The sequence below is a fragment of the Methylocystis sp. SC2 genome, from assembly GCF_000304315.1.
Taxonomy (GTDB): domain Bacteria; phylum Pseudomonadota; class Alphaproteobacteria; order Rhizobiales; family Beijerinckiaceae; genus Methylocystis.
Genome location: NC_018485.1, coordinates 1,557,945 through 1,572,640, shown reverse-complemented (window position 1 = coordinate 1,572,640; position 14,696 = coordinate 1,557,945). Strand labels below are relative to the sequence as shown.

18 protein-coding genes are annotated in these 14,696 nt (G+C 65.6%); 2 read left to right on the top strand and 16 right to left on the bottom strand.

What is annotated here, in order from left to right; translation table 11 throughout:
- Positions 1-2: 2 nt before the first annotated feature.
- A complete protein-coding gene (locus tag BN69_RS07535) occupies positions 3-584 on the bottom strand; it encodes a DNA-3-methyladenine glycosylase I (protein ID WP_014890986.1) in 582 nt (193 codons plus the stop codon).
- Between the two features lie 233 nt (positions 585-817).
- Between BN69_RS07535 and BN69_RS07530 the strand changes: the two genes are divergently transcribed.
- Both BN69_RS07530 and BN69_RS07525 read left to right on the top strand, forming a co-directional pair.
- A complete protein-coding gene (locus BN69_RS07530; protein ID WP_041927211.1) occupies positions 818-1,351 on the top strand; it encodes a hypothetical protein in 534 nt (177 codons plus the stop codon).
- Positions 1,352-1,473: 122 nt separating this feature from the next.
- Positions 1,474-1,869, top strand: a complete 396-nt coding sequence (locus BN69_RS07525) for a DUF3126 family protein (RefSeq protein ID WP_014890984.1) — start codon at positions 1,474-1,476, stop codon at positions 1,867-1,869.
- A gap of 77 nt (positions 1,870-1,946) precedes the next feature.
- On the opposite strand, the gene BN69_RS07520 is transcribed toward BN69_RS07525, so the two are convergent.
- The 15 genes from BN69_RS07520 to BN69_RS07460 form a co-directional block, all read right to left on the bottom strand.
- Entirely contained in the window at positions 1,947-3,323 is a 1,377-nt protein-coding gene (locus BN69_RS07520) for an ATP-binding protein (RefSeq protein WP_014890983.1), read from the bottom strand.
- Positions 3,324-3,327: 4 nt separating this feature from the next.
- On the bottom strand, positions 3,328-4,011 hold the full coding sequence (locus BN69_RS07515; RefSeq protein ID WP_014890982.1) for a response regulator transcription factor: 684 nt from the start codon (positions 4,009-4,011) through the stop codon (positions 3,328-3,330).
- A 22-nt stretch (positions 4,012-4,033) separates the two neighbouring features.
- Positions 4,034-4,417 carry a PepSY domain-containing protein gene (locus BN69_RS07510; RefSeq protein ID WP_014890981.1) on the bottom strand — a complete coding sequence of 128 codons (384 nt, stop codon included), beginning with the start codon at positions 4,415-4,417 and terminating at the stop codon, positions 4,034-4,036.
- A gap of 76 nt (positions 4,418-4,493) precedes the next feature.
- Positions 4,494-4,688 carry a hypothetical protein gene (locus BN69_RS07505; protein ID WP_041926854.1) on the bottom strand — a complete coding sequence of 65 codons (195 nt, stop codon included), beginning with the start codon at positions 4,686-4,688 and terminating at the stop codon, positions 4,494-4,496.
- Entirely contained in the window at positions 4,675-4,896 is a 222-nt protein-coding gene (locus BN69_RS07500; protein ID WP_014890980.1) for a hypothetical protein, read from the bottom strand. The genes BN69_RS07505 and BN69_RS07500 overlap by 14 nt, the downstream gene beginning before the upstream one ends.
- Before the next feature lies 1 nt (position 4,897).
- Positions 4,898-5,074: a hypothetical protein gene (locus BN69_RS19575; RefSeq protein ID WP_014890979.1), complete on the bottom strand. Its 177-nt coding sequence runs from the start codon at positions 5,072-5,074 to the stop codon at positions 4,898-4,900.
- Between the two features lie 39 nt (positions 5,075-5,113).
- Positions 5,114-5,725 carry an N-acetylmuramoyl-L-alanine amidase gene (locus tag BN69_RS07495; RefSeq protein WP_014890978.1) on the bottom strand — a complete coding sequence of 204 codons (612 nt, stop codon included), beginning with the start codon at positions 5,723-5,725 and terminating at the stop codon, positions 5,114-5,116.
- Positions 5,726-5,790: 65 nt separating this feature from the next.
- The gene (locus tag BN69_RS07490; protein WP_014890977.1) at positions 5,791-7,380 is read right to left on the bottom strand and encodes a DUF2793 domain-containing protein; all 1,590 of its coding nucleotides are present in this window, start codon (positions 7,378-7,380) and stop codon (positions 5,791-5,793) included.
- 8 nt (positions 7,381-7,388) lie between these two features.
- The gene (locus BN69_RS07485; protein WP_014890976.1) at positions 7,389-11,270 is read right to left on the bottom strand and encodes a baseplate multidomain protein megatron; all 3,882 of its coding nucleotides are present in this window, start codon (positions 11,268-11,270) and stop codon (positions 7,389-7,391) included.
- A gap of 145 nt (positions 11,271-11,415) precedes the next feature.
- Entirely contained in the window at positions 11,416-11,847 is a 432-nt protein-coding gene (locus BN69_RS07480) for an NlpC/P60 family protein (RefSeq protein ID WP_014890975.1), read from the bottom strand.
- Positions 11,844-12,734, bottom strand: coding sequence for a DUF2163 domain-containing protein (locus BN69_RS07475; RefSeq protein WP_014890974.1), 891 nt, complete (start codon positions 12,732-12,734; stop codon positions 11,844-11,846). The genes BN69_RS07480 and BN69_RS07475 overlap by 4 nt, the downstream gene beginning before the upstream one ends.
- 44 nt (positions 12,735-12,778) lie before the next feature.
- Positions 12,779-13,417 carry a DUF2460 domain-containing protein gene (locus BN69_RS07470; protein WP_014890973.1) on the bottom strand — a complete coding sequence of 213 codons (639 nt, stop codon included), beginning with the start codon at positions 13,415-13,417 and terminating at the stop codon, positions 12,779-12,781.
- A 15-nt stretch (positions 13,418-13,432) separates the two neighbouring features.
- Positions 13,433-14,026, bottom strand: coding sequence for a phage tail tape measure protein (locus tag BN69_RS07465; protein ID WP_014890972.1), 594 nt, complete (start codon positions 14,024-14,026; stop codon positions 13,433-13,435).
- Positions 14,023-14,262, bottom strand: coding sequence for a rcc01693 family protein (locus tag BN69_RS18725; RefSeq protein WP_256364814.1), 240 nt, complete (start codon positions 14,260-14,262; stop codon positions 14,023-14,025). The genes BN69_RS07465 and BN69_RS18725 overlap by 4 nt, the downstream gene beginning before the upstream one ends.
- Complete coding sequence (locus BN69_RS07460; RefSeq protein WP_014890970.1) at positions 14,259-14,615, bottom strand: gene transfer agent family protein; 357 nt, start codon at positions 14,613-14,615, stop codon at positions 14,259-14,261. The genes BN69_RS18725 and BN69_RS07460 overlap by 4 nt, the downstream gene beginning before the upstream one ends.
- Between the last annotated feature and the right edge of the window lie 81 nt (positions 14,616-14,696).

The window sequence follows — 14,696 nt, the reverse complement described above, 5'->3', positions numbered from 1 at the left end:
CGTCAGCCGCCCTCGCCCCCTGTGTGGCGATGGCAGCCCGTCAGATGATCGTCCACCATGCCGACCGCCTGCATGAACGCGTAGACGATCGTCGGTCCGCAGAATTTGAAACCGCGCGCCTTGAGATCTTTGGAGAGGCGTTCGGAAAGTGGGGTTTGCGTCGGCACGTCGCTCATGCGCGTCCAGCGATTGACGATCGGTCGTCCGTCCGTGAAACCCCACAGATAATCCGAAAAGCCGATCGTCGCCTCGATCTCCAGCCACGCCTGCGCCGAGAGCACGGCGCCTTCGATTTTTGCGCGGTTGCGCACGATTGCATCATTACGCATCAGCGCCGCGACGCGCTTCTGATCGAATCTCGCGATCTTTGCCGGATCGAAACCGTCGAAGGCCGCGCGAAACGCCTCGCGCTTGCGCAGGATGGTGATCCACGAGAGGCCGGCCTGAAAGCCGTCGAGCATCAGCTTTTCAAAGAGCGCCCGGCCGTCCCGCTCGGGTCGCCCCCATTCATTGTCGTGATAGTCGAGATAAAGCGGATCGGCGCCGGGCCAAGGACAGCGTTTCAGTCCGTCGGGATGCGACACGACCGCGAGCTCGCGCCAACTTGCCGGCTGTTCCCGAACGCTTGCCAAGACTCACCCCAAAAAAGCGGACGAAAAAACGCCGCGCGCTCGGGCTTTATCGCGCGTTTGGATTGCGTTCACAACCAAGTTGGGACTATCGTCGGCCCGGCGGGCGCAGATGGCGCGCGTCATGCTTCTATGCGCCGTCGCAGTTGTTGCGGCTCAGTTCGCGCCGTCGATCAATGGAGATTTATATGGGGATCCGTATCGCTGTTTCTTACGCTGCGGCCGGCGGCGCTCTGGCCGTCGCCGTCGCCCTCGCCGCGAGCTCAGGGGACGCGTATGCGCAGGCTAACGTATTGAAGGAATGCGGATCGCAGTACCAGGCGGCCAAGGCGGCCAACGAACTCGGCGGACAGAGCTGGCAGGAATTTTTGAAGGCCTGTCGCGGGCGATTGGCGGAGCAGGCCAAGCCCAGCGAAGAGAAGCCGGCGGAAGCCAAGCCTGCCGAGGCGAAGCCCGAGACGCCGCCGCCGGCCGCCGCGGAGTCGAAGCCCACGCCGCCGCCCGCGACGGAAGCCAAGCCCGCCGAGCCGACTCCGCCGCCTGCTGCCGAAGCGACCCCCAAACCCGCGACGGATCCGAAAGCCGCGGCGCGCGAGCGCCAGAAGAAATGCAGCGAGGAATGGAAGGCGAAAAAGGCTGAGCTCAAAAAGGCCGGTTCAAAAATCACCTGGCCAAAATATTGGAGCGAGTGCAACAAGAGGCTGAAAGCCGCAGGCGAATAACGCTCTTTGCGCTTTTTGACGTCGCCCGGCGGCTCTCCGCCGGGCGTTTTTCATGCGCTCTTGCCCGGCGAACGACGTCGTGGCAGAGGGAATGAAGCTGATCGCTGAACGGGGGCGGGCGTTTGGATAAAACCGAATTGCGAAAACTGCAGGCTTTTCTGCGCCGTTCGCTCGGCAACGACGGCGTTCGCGTCACAGCCGATCCGAAGAATCCGGACGACGCCGCCGTGCATCTTGGCGAGCGAAGGATCGCTTCGATCTCGGTCGACGACGAAGACGGGGATCGTTCCTTCGCCTTCGAGATGAAAATCCCCGTCGGACGCGAAGTGCTTCAGTCCTATCTGCGCAAGCTGTTCGAAAACGATCGCCTGTCGATCGTGGCGCGCGGGCGCAAGACCGATTCCGTCGAACTCAACGCCGACGGCGAATTTCTCGGCGTCATCTCCGCTGACGATCCGAAGCTCTCGAGCTTCACGCTGCAGGTCGCCATTCTCGATTTCGATCTCGAAGACGAGTGACGCGCCGCACGAAATCGGGGCGGCGGTTCGATCGCTGATCCGGTCCCAGGCTCTGCTCAGGACGGGCGCGACGCGCCTCAAAACCCCGGCAGTCGAAGCTCGGCGTGCAAACCGCCGCTGGGGCTGTCGTCGAGCTGCAGCGAACCGCCATAGGCGGCGGCGAGATCGACGACGATCGACAGGCCGAGACCTGATCCGGGCTTGGTTTCGTCGAGGCGCCGCCCGCGCTGAGTCGCCGCGGCCCGCAGATGCGAAGCGAGTCCCGGCCCGTCGTCGTCGATGGTGACGCGCAGCGTCGGTCGCGACCCGCCTTCGACGCGGACGTCGATCGTCACCCGGCTCCTCGCCCATTTGCCGGCGTTGTCGAGCAGATTGCCGATCATTTCTTCGAGATCCTGGCGCTCGCCAAGAAAGCGCAGACGCGGATCGGCGCCGCCGGAAAAGATCACGCCCTTGTCGCCATAGATTTTACTGAAGGCGCGCAGCAAGGCCTCGATCGACGGCGCAATCTGCGTCGCGGCGCCGAGCGCGCCGCCGCGCGCCGCCGCCCGCGCCCGGTCGAGATAGAAGGAGATCTGATCGCGCATGATCTGCGCCTGTTCTTGAACTTTCCCGGCGAGTTGCCCGGGCGCGGAATCGGCTTCGTTGACGATGACGGAGAGCGGCGTTTTCAGCGCATGGGCGAGATTGCCGACCTGCGTGCGGGCGCGTTCGAGAATGTCGCGATTGGCGCTGATCAAGAGATTGAGCTCTTCGGCGAGCGGCGCGACTTCGCTCGGGTAGGCGCCCATGATGTGCTCCCGTTCGCCGCCGCGGATCGCCGCCAGTTCGCGCTGCAACTGCCGCAAAGGCCGCAAGCCGAAGCGGACCTGGAAGGCGGCGCCGATGGCGAGCGCGATCGCGAGCGCCGCGAAAGCGACGATCAGCGCGAATCGAAAGCGGGCGATTTGCTCTTCCATCTCTTCGCCGCTGCCGGCGACCTGCACGAGATAGATGCCGACGTCGCCGACGTCGATGACGCGCTCGACGATGCGCAGCCTGCGCCCGTCGGGGCCCGTCCCGTAGCCGCGGCGAAAGCCGCCGACCTCCGCTGCGACGCCAAGATCCGACAGCTTGGGCAGCGTGTTGGCGAAGAGCGAGCGCGACGCCTTGATGTCATGCGACTTGTCGTCGAGACGCGTGATCTGCCAATACCAGCCCGAGCCCGGCAATTCAAACTGCGGGTCGCCGAGCTGGCCGGGTCCGGTGCGTCCCTCCTGGCCCGACTCGGACACGTCGGCGACGATGGCGCGCAGGTAAACGTCGAGGCGCCGTTCGAAAACCTCTTCGGCTTCGCTACGGTAGTAGGCGGTCAGAAGAATGCTGGCGACGATCAGCACGACCGAACTCATCGCCGCCGCCGTCAGGAACAGACGCGCGGCGATGGAGCGAATGGAGACGAAGGAAAGCGGCATGCGCCTAGCGTTTATAGCCGGCGTCCTTTGCCGGCGCGGCCGCCATGTAGCCCAGCCCGCGCACGGTCTGGATCAGATCGACGCCAAGCTTTTTGCGCAACCTGCCGACGAAGACTTCGATCGTGTTCGAGTCGCGGTCAAAGTCCTGATCGTATAGATGCTCGATGATTTCGCTGCGGGATACGACGCGTCCGCTGTGATGCATCAGATAGGCGAGCAGCCGGTATTCGTGCGAGGTGAGCTTCACCGGCGCGCCGTCCACGACGACGCGGCCGGCCTTGGTGTCGAGCCGCACCGCGCCGCAGACGATTTCATTCGTCGCATGGCCCGTCGCGCGGCGCAGCAGGGCGCGGATGCGCGCCAGCACCTCCTCCATGTGGAAGGGTTTTGAAACATAGTCGTCGGCGCCGGCGTCGAAGCCTTGCACCTTGTCGCTCCAGCGGTCGCGCGCGGTGAGGATCAGCACCGGCATGTCGCGTCCCGCCGCGCGCCATTCTTCGAGAACGGTCACGCCGTCCTTCTTCGGCAGACCGATGTCGAGGACGACGGCGTCGTAGGGCTCCGTTTCGCCGAGATGGCAACCTTCCTCGCCATCGAAAGCGCGGTCCACCGCATAGCCCGATTGTTCAAGCGCGCGAACGATCTGGCGGTTCAAATCCTTGTCGTCCTCAACGACGAGCAGCCGCAATATGTCCTCCCGCGTGCGAGACTCAATCGCCTAAAGGGCCTGCGCCCATAGAGCCCGCGCCTATAGCGCTAGAATGAGGCCGGCCGCTGAACGCGTCGACAAGAATCTTGACGATGTGGCCGTCCCGGCGCAGCAGACTGATCTCATAGATAAGTCCTTCGCCCAATTGGCACAGCCGCGCGCCGAGCGGCTCGGCCTGCAGCCGGAGGGCGACGTCCCGCATGCAGCGGAAAGGATCGGCGAGCTTCTGCGCCTCCATTTTGCTGCGCGCCTGCGCCATGGTGAAACATTGCAGCCGCGCAGGAGCCTCTTCGGCGCGGCTGGCGGCGGCGCGCAGGAAGGCGGCCGTCGCCGCGAGAGCGGCGACGGCGAGCGCCCGTCTCCAACAACCTCCGGCGGCCCGCATGCGCCTCTCCCCGGCGCATAGTCGGCCGAAAGCCCTGAATGCGCAATGAATAGTCATAAAAATGCGGCAGCGCGCCTCAGCGCTCCGAGGCGCGGCAGGCGTCCCGCATCTTCTTGTAGTCGATGATCATGGCGGCGAGCGGCGCGTTTTGCGGCAAGGCGCGCAGCTGCTTCGCCGCAATCTTCTGCTCTTCGAAAGAATACGCGACGAGCGGCGGACAGCCGCCGCCCGTCGACCGGCATGCCGCAAGCGCGAGGCTAGAAGCGACCATGATCGAAATCTTGCGAAACATCTTCAACGCTCCTGCGCTCAACCATGATTTCGGCCTGGCGCTTGGCGGCGCGCATATCGGATTCGGCGCGCCGCGCGTTCTCCGCAGCGCCGCCGCCGGCGACGAGCCGCGCCAACACGGCGCGCCCAAGCGCATAGGCGACGACGCCGGCGGCCGCGACGAGAGCGAGCGCGATCAGCTTCGACACGTCAGGCCGTTCCCGGCGGCGTCGAGGTGATGCTGCGCATGATCGCCATCAACGCCGCCGAACCGATGGCGATGGCGCCGGCCTTCGGATCATTGAGAAAGGCGATCCAGTCGGTCGAGGCGAGCGCGCCGAAAAGCGCGACGAGACCTGCGGCGACATAGGTGCGATAGCCTTGCATTGGGAGCTCCTTTTTATGCCGGAAGCCGCCGGCGCGGTTTCACTTGCGGCCGAGGACGCGCGAGACGAACGATTCCATGGCGAAGGCGGGACCCGGATCGCGCTTGCGCGTCGGCGCAATGTCGTCATGGCCGGCGATGTCGCTGATGCCGTAGGTCTGGCAGATGGCCTTGGCGATATCGACGGCGGCCGAGATTTGAAGGGCGGGATAGATCATCCAGGGCTTTTCGCCGCCCCTATCCAGCTTGTGGACGAGCATCGCCACCTGGCTCGCCGGCACATTCTTTCCGTAGGCGTCGGCGAATTTTCCGTTGGCGAGCTTCGTCAAGGGTCCGGCGTTGGTCAGCTCAATGCCGATCGAAAAGGCGTTGCAGTTCGAGCGCCGCCTCCAAACGCTTTTGCCCGCGTGCCATGCGACGCGATTGAACGGCGCGAGCTGCGTCACCGCGCCGTCGAGATCGACGACGAGATGGGCGGAGGCTTTCGCGTTGGGATTGCACAGCCAGGAGATCGCGCCCTTCGCCGACTGGGCGGCGGTGTAATGCATGATCAGCAGCGAGGGCTTCAAAACGCCGCCGACGTTGGGCGTCGGCTTCTGAGCGACAGGCTTGTCGTTGTGGTGCAGGACGTGATTCTTCACGGCGAAGGCCATGGGCCGACTACTTCTCTTCCGATGTCGTTGTTGATGAGGAATCGCGCGCGACGCGCTTGATGCGATCAGAAATATTCTAAGACGACGGCGTAGCCGCCGCCGCCATTGCCGCCCGCGCCGGAATTGGCGCCGTTCTGCGACGCGCCGCCGCCGCCGCCGCCTCCGCCGCCAAGCCCCCCCACGCCTCCGCCGCCAGGAGTCGTCGTGTGAGAACCTCCGCCGCCGCCGCCTGCGCCGGCTTGATTGAGAGGGCCAACCCCGCTGGCGTATGACGATCCGGCGCTGCCGGAGACGCCGGCAGCCCCGCCGGCGGCCTGCACGACCGCCCCGTTAATGTAGATTCTCCCTCCGACGCCGCCCGCGCTGGTTGCATTGGCTGCGGTAATGCCGCCGCCCGACCCGCCGCCCGACCCGCCAGCTTCAGGGCCACAGTTTCCAGCGCCATTGCCCGCCGCGCCAGTTGCGGGGCTACCGGCCCCGCCCGAGCCATAAACCACTGCATAGTTACTCGCGCCCACTGCAGCAGACCCCCCAGCCGGCCCGCCCAACGAGGGACCGCCGCCAGTTGCGCCAGCGGCATTGCCTCCGGTCGTCATCCCGCCGCCTCCGCCGCCGCCCGAGCCCACCGCAAGGCCGCCGCCAGAGCCCGCGCCGCCGCCGCCGGCGAACATCAACGTCCCGAACGTCGTATGGCCGCCGGCAGTTCCGCCGCTTCCAGCCGTGCTATTGACGGTCTGCGCCGCGCCGCCCGCGCCGCCCGCGCCGATCGTGACGGTGACGCCCCCGCCGATCTGAGCTGCGGTGAACTTGCCTTTCGCAATTCCGCCGCCGCCGCCCCCGCCGCCGCCTGAGGCGATCGCCCCGGCCGCCTGTCGCGCGCCTGAGCCGCCGCCCCCTCCCGCGCCAAAAAGCATCACGTCAACAAAGCGCATTCCTGGCGTTGGCGTATAAGTGTCCGTCGACGTAAAGAGCTGAACTTTCGCCGGGCCGCCGCTCGGAAGGGCGACTGCGCCCGTCGCGCTGTCGATGACGATCGCTTCCTTCCAGATCGAACCGTCGGGCGACACTTTGACGCGAAAATGATCGTCGCCGATCAAGCCTGTTTCGGCGCGCGCGGAATAGTTCGACTCGTAAAGCTGCGAGAGGGTGTTGGCCGCGCTCTCCTTGTTCAGCGCGAAGCGGAGATCGCCGGAGCCGCCTTCGCCGACGCTCTTTGCGGTAAAGAGCGTTGCATTGAGTTTGGCGAGCAGCGGATTGGCGCCGTCGGCGGTCGCGCCGATCCCGAGCAGCGCAAGGTTTTGCAGCTGGCGCAAGGACAGGCCGCAATCCATCCATCCCGCGCCATCATAGAGCAGCAGAAGCGATTCCGCTTCGACATAAGCGCGCCAACCGGCTTGCGGCGCAAGGAAGGCCCAGCCGCCCGCGAGGAATGTGGCGATCTGATCACTCTTGCCGACGAAGTCGCCCGTCGCGCCGGCGCCGACGAGCACACGGTCGCCTTCCGCCGGCGTCGCGGGCGGCGACGTCACGTTTCGCGCAGAGACCGAAAGCTGCGTCAGCGCGTCGATCAGCGCCAGAGCTTCATTATGCGTGACGTGCTTTTGCGCTTGCGCCGCCTCGATGAAGGGCAGCGCAAGATGCGTCGTTTGCGTCATCTTCTTTCCTATTGGATCGGCAGTGTGATGGTCAGCGGAAAGCCTCGTCCGACCGTCGCGCTCATCTGATGAAGCGAGAGCGTCAGTTCGCTCTGCGGCGCGCCGAAATCGGCGAGTTCTTCGTCGGCGGGATACAGGACGGATGTTGAGCCGGCCGTCAGGGTGCGCGTTCCGCTCGGCAGCTCGATATCGGCTTCGTAGGACTCGCTCGCCTCGCCAAGCGGAATGTCGAGCGTTTGCCACGCGTCCGAATCGATGCGTCCGCGCCGCACAAAATCGATGACGATCCCCGCGGGCGTGCGGCGCGCGCGCGCCTTCGTCAACGCATAGGGGCGCAGCGCCTTGTTTGTTGCGGCGACGGTCGGTTGAACGAAGATCGGCTCCGCACAGTCGCGATCCGCCGGACCGATTCGATAGGTCATCGGCGCGCCAATCTCGCCGACCCTGCGCGTGAGCGGCGCGATCGCGTCATTTAGCAGCACGACGGTCGCGCCGGCCGGCGCATCGCGGGTGGCGAGATGTTCTTCGCCGCCGAGTCCGCGAATGAGCCTTGATAAACGATATGTCTGTTCGCCGACAAGTTCGGCGTGCGCGAAAGCGAAAATCTCCCAGTCGCCGTCGACGCGGATCGCCATCGCCGAGCGCCCCGCGAGCGCGGCGAGATCGCCCACCGACGAGAGGTGTCCGGCGCCGATTCGCAGAGTGACGCCGCCGCCATTGTCGAAACGCCCGGCCGGACCGGCGCGCAGGACGTCGAGCGTCTCGCCGATGGTCGCGCGCTTGTCGATGATCGCGATCTGCTCATAGCCGCCCTGGACCGTCAGTCTCCAGATCGCGAGCGGTCCGGGCCAGGGATCGGCGAAGGCGGCGACATAGGAGAGCGCTTCTTCGTCGCGCGCCAGCGCGAGGTCGAGAATTTCCACTCGCGGCGGTCCGACCATTTTCGGCGAAACGATATTCGTGCGTCCGAGCAGCGGCGCGGTCGCGTTATAGACGGAAGCGTCCGCCGCGCGCGCGCTCACTTGCCGCGCGGCGCCGTCCGTGATGCGTTGAATTTGAAACAGCCGGCCGCCGCCCGCCGCGCCGAGCCGCACCAGATCGCCAGGCTGCAGGGCGATCAGGCCTGGCCGCAGCGTAAACTCCGCGGTTTCGCGCCCGATCCACACGTCCTGAAGCCAGCTCTCCGCAAGCGCTTGCGCATTGGCGCGATTCGTCATCACCGCGGCTTGCGCTTCGCTCTGGCGCGCCGAGCGGCCCTCGAGTCTGCGGGAGGAGACTCGCGCCATTTGAAAGTCGTTTTCGGAATCGCAGAAGGAAAGCGCGATCTCCTGCGGCAGTTCGCTTTCCTGGGCCCGCGCCAGCGTCACGAGCGACGCGCTTTTGCCGGCGACGAGATCGTCTTCGTGAATTTCGCACACCGGCTTCCCGCGCCGATCGATGAAGCGCAAGGCGCCCGCGATCGCCACGACGTCGACGCCGTAAAGCGCGGCGAGAGGATCGATCGCCTCGCGCGGCGACATCGGCCGCTCCAGCACATAGCCGTCGAGAAAGCCGCCGACGTTCGGCCGCTGCGCGACAACTTCAGGCGCGGAGACGGCGCCGGCGAGCGCCGGCAGGAGGCGGTCGAGCGGCGCGCCTTCGAGTCGTCCGTTCAACCAATGGCCCGTCTCCCAATTGGCGACGTCGCTCCACGCGTCGGCTTGCGTCGGAAAGGCCGGAAAGGGGCGCGCATCCCAGCACCATATGTGCAAGCGCGCCGGATCGACCATCGGCCCGGCGTAGAGGTTGGACGTCGGGTTGCGCGCCCCGCCGCCGGGCGCCGCCGGATCGAAATGCGCGATCATCGCCTCGATGAATCGCGCCTGCATGAGATCGTCGCGGCCGTTGCGCGAGAAATACGGCAGACCGCCATCGCTCGAGCGCGGGTCCGGAAAGACGTTCGGCGCATTGGCGCCGCGGTCGACGGCCGGGCATCCCGTCTCCACAATCCAGATCGGCTTGGATTGCGGGACCCACGCCGTCGGCGCCGCCAGCTCAGCGCCGCCGACGCGCTCGTAATGCGGTTGCGACCACCACGACAGAAAATCCTTCTGGCGGAAGATCCAAGGCTTGCCCAGCCCGTCGCTGATTGGGGTGCGATCTTGCGCCAGGCGCGCATCGGCGTCGGCGTAATGCCAATCATAGGCCTCGCCCGAAACGATGCGAGACTTGAGATAGTCGAGATCATAAATGCTCGCCGCTTCCTGCGCGTCGAGATGCGCGTCGCCGTCGCGCCAGTCGGAGAGCGGCCAATAGACGTCGACGCCGACGAAGTCGACGGCGCTTGACGCCCACAGCGGATCGAGCGGAAAGCGCGCTTCGCCGCTTGCCGGAACATGCGCGCCATATTCCGTCCAGTCGGCGGCGTAGGAGAGTTTTGTTTGCGGGCCGAGGATCGCTTTCACTTCGGCGGCGAGCGTCATCAGCGCGCAGACGGCGGGATATGCGCCCGGCGCCGAGCGCACGCGCGTCAGGCCGATCAGCTCGGAGCCGATGAGAAAGGCGTCGACGCCGCCGGCCGCGACGCAAATATTGGCGTAATGCAGAATGAAGCCGCGATAGCGCGAAAAGAAGGCGTTGAGCTGCGCCGCAGCAGCCGGGGTTGCGTCAGGCGAACCCGGTCGACCCGGCGCGGGATCGCATGTGACGCGTCCGCGCCAGGGGAACGCCGGCTGTTCGACGGCGCCTGTGTAAGGATTGGGCAGCGCATTGCCCGGCGGCACGTCCATCATCACGAAGGGATAGAAGGTCACCGCGAGGCCGCGCGCCTTGAGGTCTGCGATAGCGGCCATCACCGACGCGTCGCTGGGCGTTCCGCCATAGGCCGAGCGTCCGTCGATTTGCGACACGAGCCGCGCGGTCGAACGCGTCAGCCCGGCGACCGACCAGTCGGGTGGCCAGAAGCCCCCGACAATGAAGTTGAATTGACCGATGGTCTTGAATGTCGCGTCGACGCGCGGCGTGATCGTGCAATGTTCGGCGCGAAGATCGTCGCCGAACCAGGCGACGACGAGCGCGACGCTTTCGAGATTCGGACAAAGCGCCTGCAGCGCGTCGATCGACGCGGTCCAGTCCGTCGCCGCGGTGAGCTGATGACGATTTTCCGCCGCCGTGGCGCCGGGCGAGTAGAAATTGAGCTTAAGGGCAGGGTGATAGCCGGCCTCCGTCGCGCCGGGAATGAGGTCGACGGCCCGGATCATCGCGCCGAGTCCTTCGACGGGCTTCACCACCTCGAAAGTGAATTGCGGAATGCGATTGCCGAACGGCGCGAGCGCGAGATCCTCGAAAACAATATAGGCGAGGCCGCGATAGGCGGGCGCGTTCTCCGCCCCTTCCTTGGCGACGATCAGCGGATCCGGCTCCTGATCTTCCGTCCCGGCATAGATGCGAATCGGCAGCGTCGTCATGTCGAGCTCCGATCCGTCAGCCCAGATGCGCCGCACGAAAGCGACGGGCCCTTCGCATAGCCCGATCGCGAAATTCGCCGAATAGGCATAGGTGAACTGAATGTTGAAGCCGATCCCGCCGCCGCCGCCGCCTTTGCCCTGATGCTGCGTCTGCGCAAAGGACGCATTGACGCGTTCGAGAAAGCGCGTCGCCCAGATCATCTGTCCGCCGATGCGCGCGCGGCCGTAGACGCGCGGCACGCCGGCGCCTTCCGTTGAGGTGATCCCGTCCATCGATTTCAGCCGCGGACCGATCGAATAGCGGGGCGATGCATGCGGTTGCAGCGCTGCGTCGACGAAGGAGCCGCCGAAGCCGCCGAGCGCGCCGCCGATGGACGAACCAATAGGTCCGCCGATCGCGCCGCCGGCGACAGAGCCGATCGTCTGCAGAACAAGAGTGGCCATGAGCGTCTCGAAGAGCTCGCAGTGTCGTTCCGCAAGTCCGAAAGCCTGATCGGGAACTCACGGCAGCTTCAGGAATGTCGGCTTTGGTCCTGGAGTCCCGATCACGCGCCGAGCGCATGTCGGGAATGATGGACGCGCGACGTCTTCAATCCACAACGTTCGGAAAAGCGAAGGCGGCGACGAGCTTCTTGCGCCAATGCGGGCCAATCGCGACCTCTGCGACGCAGGCGCCGGCATGGGCGTGAATCATATGCGTCGTCGATGTCGCGACGCCGAGATGTTTCGCCGGGAGATGTTCGCGAAAGCGAAACAGCAGAACGTCGCCTTCGCGAAAATCGCTTAAAGGCGCCGCTCTGAAATGCCGATGGGCGGCGTCAAGCAATGTCTCGGCGCTCAACGCTTCGGCCCAATCGGGCGTATATGCGGGCGCCGCCTCCGGCTCGTCGCCGATGACGTCGCGCCAGACGCCGCGCACGAGCCCAAGGCAGTCGCAGCCGACATGGATGAGCGAGGCTTGATGCGCGTAAGGCGTGCCACGCCAGCGCCGCGCCGCCGTGACGATGTCGGCGCGGGTCATCTAAAAAAACTCCCGCCGTCCATCGCCGGCGCGAGCGAACTCGGATAGGCGATGACGCGGTCGTTGCCCGGCATATGCGGGAAGCCGCGGAAGTTGACGATGTTGTCGAACTTCAAGCGGCAGGATGTCGGCGACTTATCGCAGCCGGCCGTCACGAGAACGGCGTCGCCGGCGAGGATCGCGCCGCCCGGCGGCGTCCACAGCGTGACGCTCGCGCGAAGATTTTCCTGCCAATGCGACTTGATCGTGAAACGGGCGTTCGCATTCGCGCCGCTTGTGAAGGTCAGCGCGCCGCCTGCAAAGAAGCCGCTGCCGAAATTTTCGGAAAGATCCATGTCGATTGCGCCGCCGGCGAAGGCGGCGATGACGCTCGTCGCGTGAAAGCCCGGCGCCAAAACATTAAACCTGCAGCGCGCGTCGCCGAGATCAGCCGAACAACTGCGTTGAAAGGCGCGGCCCTGCTGCTGATCGAAAAGATGTGCGCTCGAGCGCAGCTCCGCGGCGAAGGCCAACTCGCCGCGGCGTATTTCGCCGATCGTCGCGATATCCAGCAAGGCGCGATCAGCGACATTCGTCCAATCGACGAACCATGTCTCGACCGAGGCGCCGTCATAGAGGCCGTTCAGCAGATCCGCCTCGGTGAGGCTCTCGTCGCTCAAGGCGCCGGCGGCTTCTCCCGTTCCCGGCGCAAAGCCGACGCTTGATTCGAGTTGCGACGCTGAGAGACCAGTGTTTGCGCGAAAGGTCACGCCATTGAACGTCAGATCGCGGTCATGATCAGTGAAGCCCATCGCTGTCGCATCGTTGCGCGCAACGCGCCAGCAATGGCAGAAGGTGGTGGCGCGCTGATCGAGCTTCGCCTGCATCGAAGAAGAGAGCAAGAGCATGGATATTTTCCAGTTCGGTTGATCGTTTCACTCCCAGGGCGGGGCTACGGGATGATTTCAACGATCGGAATATTGGGAATCGCGCCGGCCTCGAAGGCGTGCATGTCGATTTCGAGAAAATCCGTATCGAAGCGCACAGGCACGTCGAAGAGAAATCCAGCCGTGACGACCGCCCCCGCCGAGGGAATGGCGCCGGGCGCGAAGGTCACGATTCCTGTCGTGACGTCGACGCTCACATCCGGCGCCGATTTTTCGACGCCGCCGACCGCGACCCGCACTGTTCCAGCGACGGGCTTTACGATGTCGCGCGCATAAGCGGAAAAGGCGCCGCCATAGGTCTTCACCAGTTGGAATGCGGCGCGCGCGCCGTCTCCCATGCCTATGGATTGATCCGTCGGGCTTACAGTCGCGCCCGGCGCGCAGGAGGCGCAATCGGCGCGATCGCGCCATCGAAAGCCGTAAAGCCGGCCGCGCCGCTCCTCGAAGAACTCGATGATCTGCGAAAGCTGCGCGAAACTCTTGACGCCGTAGCCAGCTTCATAGCGGCGCCGCGAATGCGCCCAGCGGGCGTTGCGCGCCTCGCGATTGGAGCCGAGCGTCACGATCTCTGTGCGCCGCTCCGGTCCGCCGCGCCCGCCCAGCGAGACATCAAGCGGAAAGCGGATCTCGTGAAAATCGCTCATGCCGGCTGCGCCCGCTTAGAGACTGCGCTGGCCGCGGGCCACGGCTCGGGCCAGCGCGCCCGTAATCTGCGCTTCGGAGCGACGAAAGCTCTCGACATCCTGCGCGGCGATATTGACGGAGACGGACATCGGACGGGCGCCGCCCGCCTGAGCGACGACGCCGAGCCGGCCGTCGGCGCCGCGCGCCAGCGGCATGATCGCCTCGGCGCCGCGCTCGCCCATCAGGCCCATCGCGCCGCCGCTCGCAAAATAGGTTGGACTGGCGACGACCCCGCCCTCCGCGAAAGGCGCAACCGTCCCGGCGCCGCCGAAGGCGCCGGAAAACATGCCGCTCAATCCGCTCACCAGTCCTTCGGCGAGCGCCTTGGTTCCTGTGCGCAAAGCCATGCGCGTCAGCGACTGTGCGATCGTCGAGAGCACGTCGTTGAAGCTGCGGCCGCTCGCCGCCGCCGAGCCGAAACCCAGCTGAAGCGTCTTCGTGACATTTCCTGCCGAGACGTTGATCTGATCGAGCAGAAGTTTCGTCGCTTGCAGATTAGCTGTCGCGACGCGCTCATTCGCGCCTGGCGCATTGAACGGGTCCGGGAAGGGGTCGAAATCGGTCGTCATGTCGATCCTTGGGAATCGGGAAATTGACGCATCAGGTCTTCAAGCGCCGCGCGCGACGGCGCGCCCGGCGCTACGCCGTAAACGCCCTCCGCCGCGCAAAAAAGTTCGCGCGGCGTCATCGACCAGAAGTCGCGCGACGGGAGCCGCAGGACGCCGAGCCCGAAGGCCATGGCGCGCGCGAACGGAAAGGGCGTGCGATGGGAAGGATCGCGCGCCGCTTCTTCCGTTTGCCTCAGGCGTCCTGCGGCGTCGGAGGGTTTGCGTCGGCGCTCCGCTCCGGCGCGTCGCCGAACGTCGCGGCGAGGAGATCGGCCGCGATGCGCACATAGCCTGCAAGACCCTGCGAAACTTTCATTCTCGCGACGTCTTCGTCGGATATGTCGTTGCCCGCGCCGCGCAGCCCGCAGCCTATGATGCGCAGTATGTCGCACGCGGAAAGCCGTCGTTCCTCAAAGCGGCTCGCGAGCGCGACAAGGTCGCTGACGCCAAAGCCGCTTTCGAGTTCGGCGAGCGCGCCGAGCGTCAGGCAGAGCGTGTAGCTCTTGCCGTCGATTACCGCGACGATCTCGCCCCGCTTTGCGTTGGCCATTTCGTCCTCATATGGAGCCCGGTTGATCGGTTCGCTTGACGTGTCATTCCCGGCAGGCCGAAGGCCTGACCGGGAATCCAG

What these genes read in the sequence shown, in the direction of transcription:
- BN69_RS19575 (WP_014890979.1), bottom strand. Translation starts at nt 5,074, where the DNA reads ATGCAAGGCTATCGCACCTATGTCGCCGCAGGTCTCGTCGCGCTTTTC.
- BN69_RS07480 (WP_014890975.1), bottom strand. Translation starts at nt 11,847, where the DNA reads ATGACCCGCGCCGACATCGTCACGGCGGCGCGGCGCTGGCGTGGCACG.
- BN69_RS07520 (WP_014890983.1), bottom strand. Translation starts at nt 3,323, where the DNA reads ATGCCGCTTTCCTTCGTCTCCATTCGCTCCATCGCCGCGCGTCTGTTC.
- BN69_RS07505 (WP_041926854.1), bottom strand. Translation starts at nt 4,688, where the DNA reads ATGGTCGCTTCTAGCCTCGCGCTTGCGGCATGCCGGTCGACGGGCGGC.
- BN69_RS07470 (WP_014890973.1), bottom strand. Translation starts at nt 13,417, where the DNA reads ATGAGCGATTTTCACGAGATCCGCTTTCCGCTTGATGTCTCGCTGGGC.
- BN69_RS07490 (WP_014890977.1), bottom strand. Translation starts at nt 7,380, where the DNA reads ATGACGCAAACGACGCATCTTGCGCTGCCCTTCATCGAGGCGGCGCAA.
- BN69_RS07495 (WP_014890978.1), bottom strand. Translation starts at nt 5,725, where the DNA reads ATGGCCTTCGCCGTGAAGAATCACGTCCTGCACCACAACGACAAGCCT.
- BN69_RS07530 (WP_041927211.1), top strand. Translation starts at nt 818, where the DNA reads ATGGGGATCCGTATCGCTGTTTCTTACGCTGCGGCCGGCGGCGCTCTG.
- BN69_RS07460 (WP_014890970.1), bottom strand. Translation starts at nt 14,615, where the DNA reads ATGGCCAACGCAAAGCGGGGCGAGATCGTCGCGGTAATCGACGGCAAG.
- BN69_RS07510 (WP_014890981.1), bottom strand. Translation starts at nt 4,417, where the DNA reads ATGCGGGCCGCCGGAGGTTGTTGGAGACGGGCGCTCGCCGTCGCCGCT.
- BN69_RS07465 (WP_014890972.1), bottom strand. Translation starts at nt 14,026, where the DNA reads ATGACGACCGATTTCGACCCCTTCCCGGACCCGTTCAATGCGCCAGGC.
- BN69_RS07475 (WP_014890974.1), bottom strand. Translation starts at nt 12,734, where the DNA reads ATGCTCTTGCTCTCTTCTTCGATGCAGGCGAAGCTCGATCAGCGCGCC.
- BN69_RS07485 (WP_014890976.1), bottom strand. Translation starts at nt 11,270, where the DNA reads ATGGCCACTCTTGTTCTGCAGACGATCGGCTCTGTCGCCGGCGGCGCG.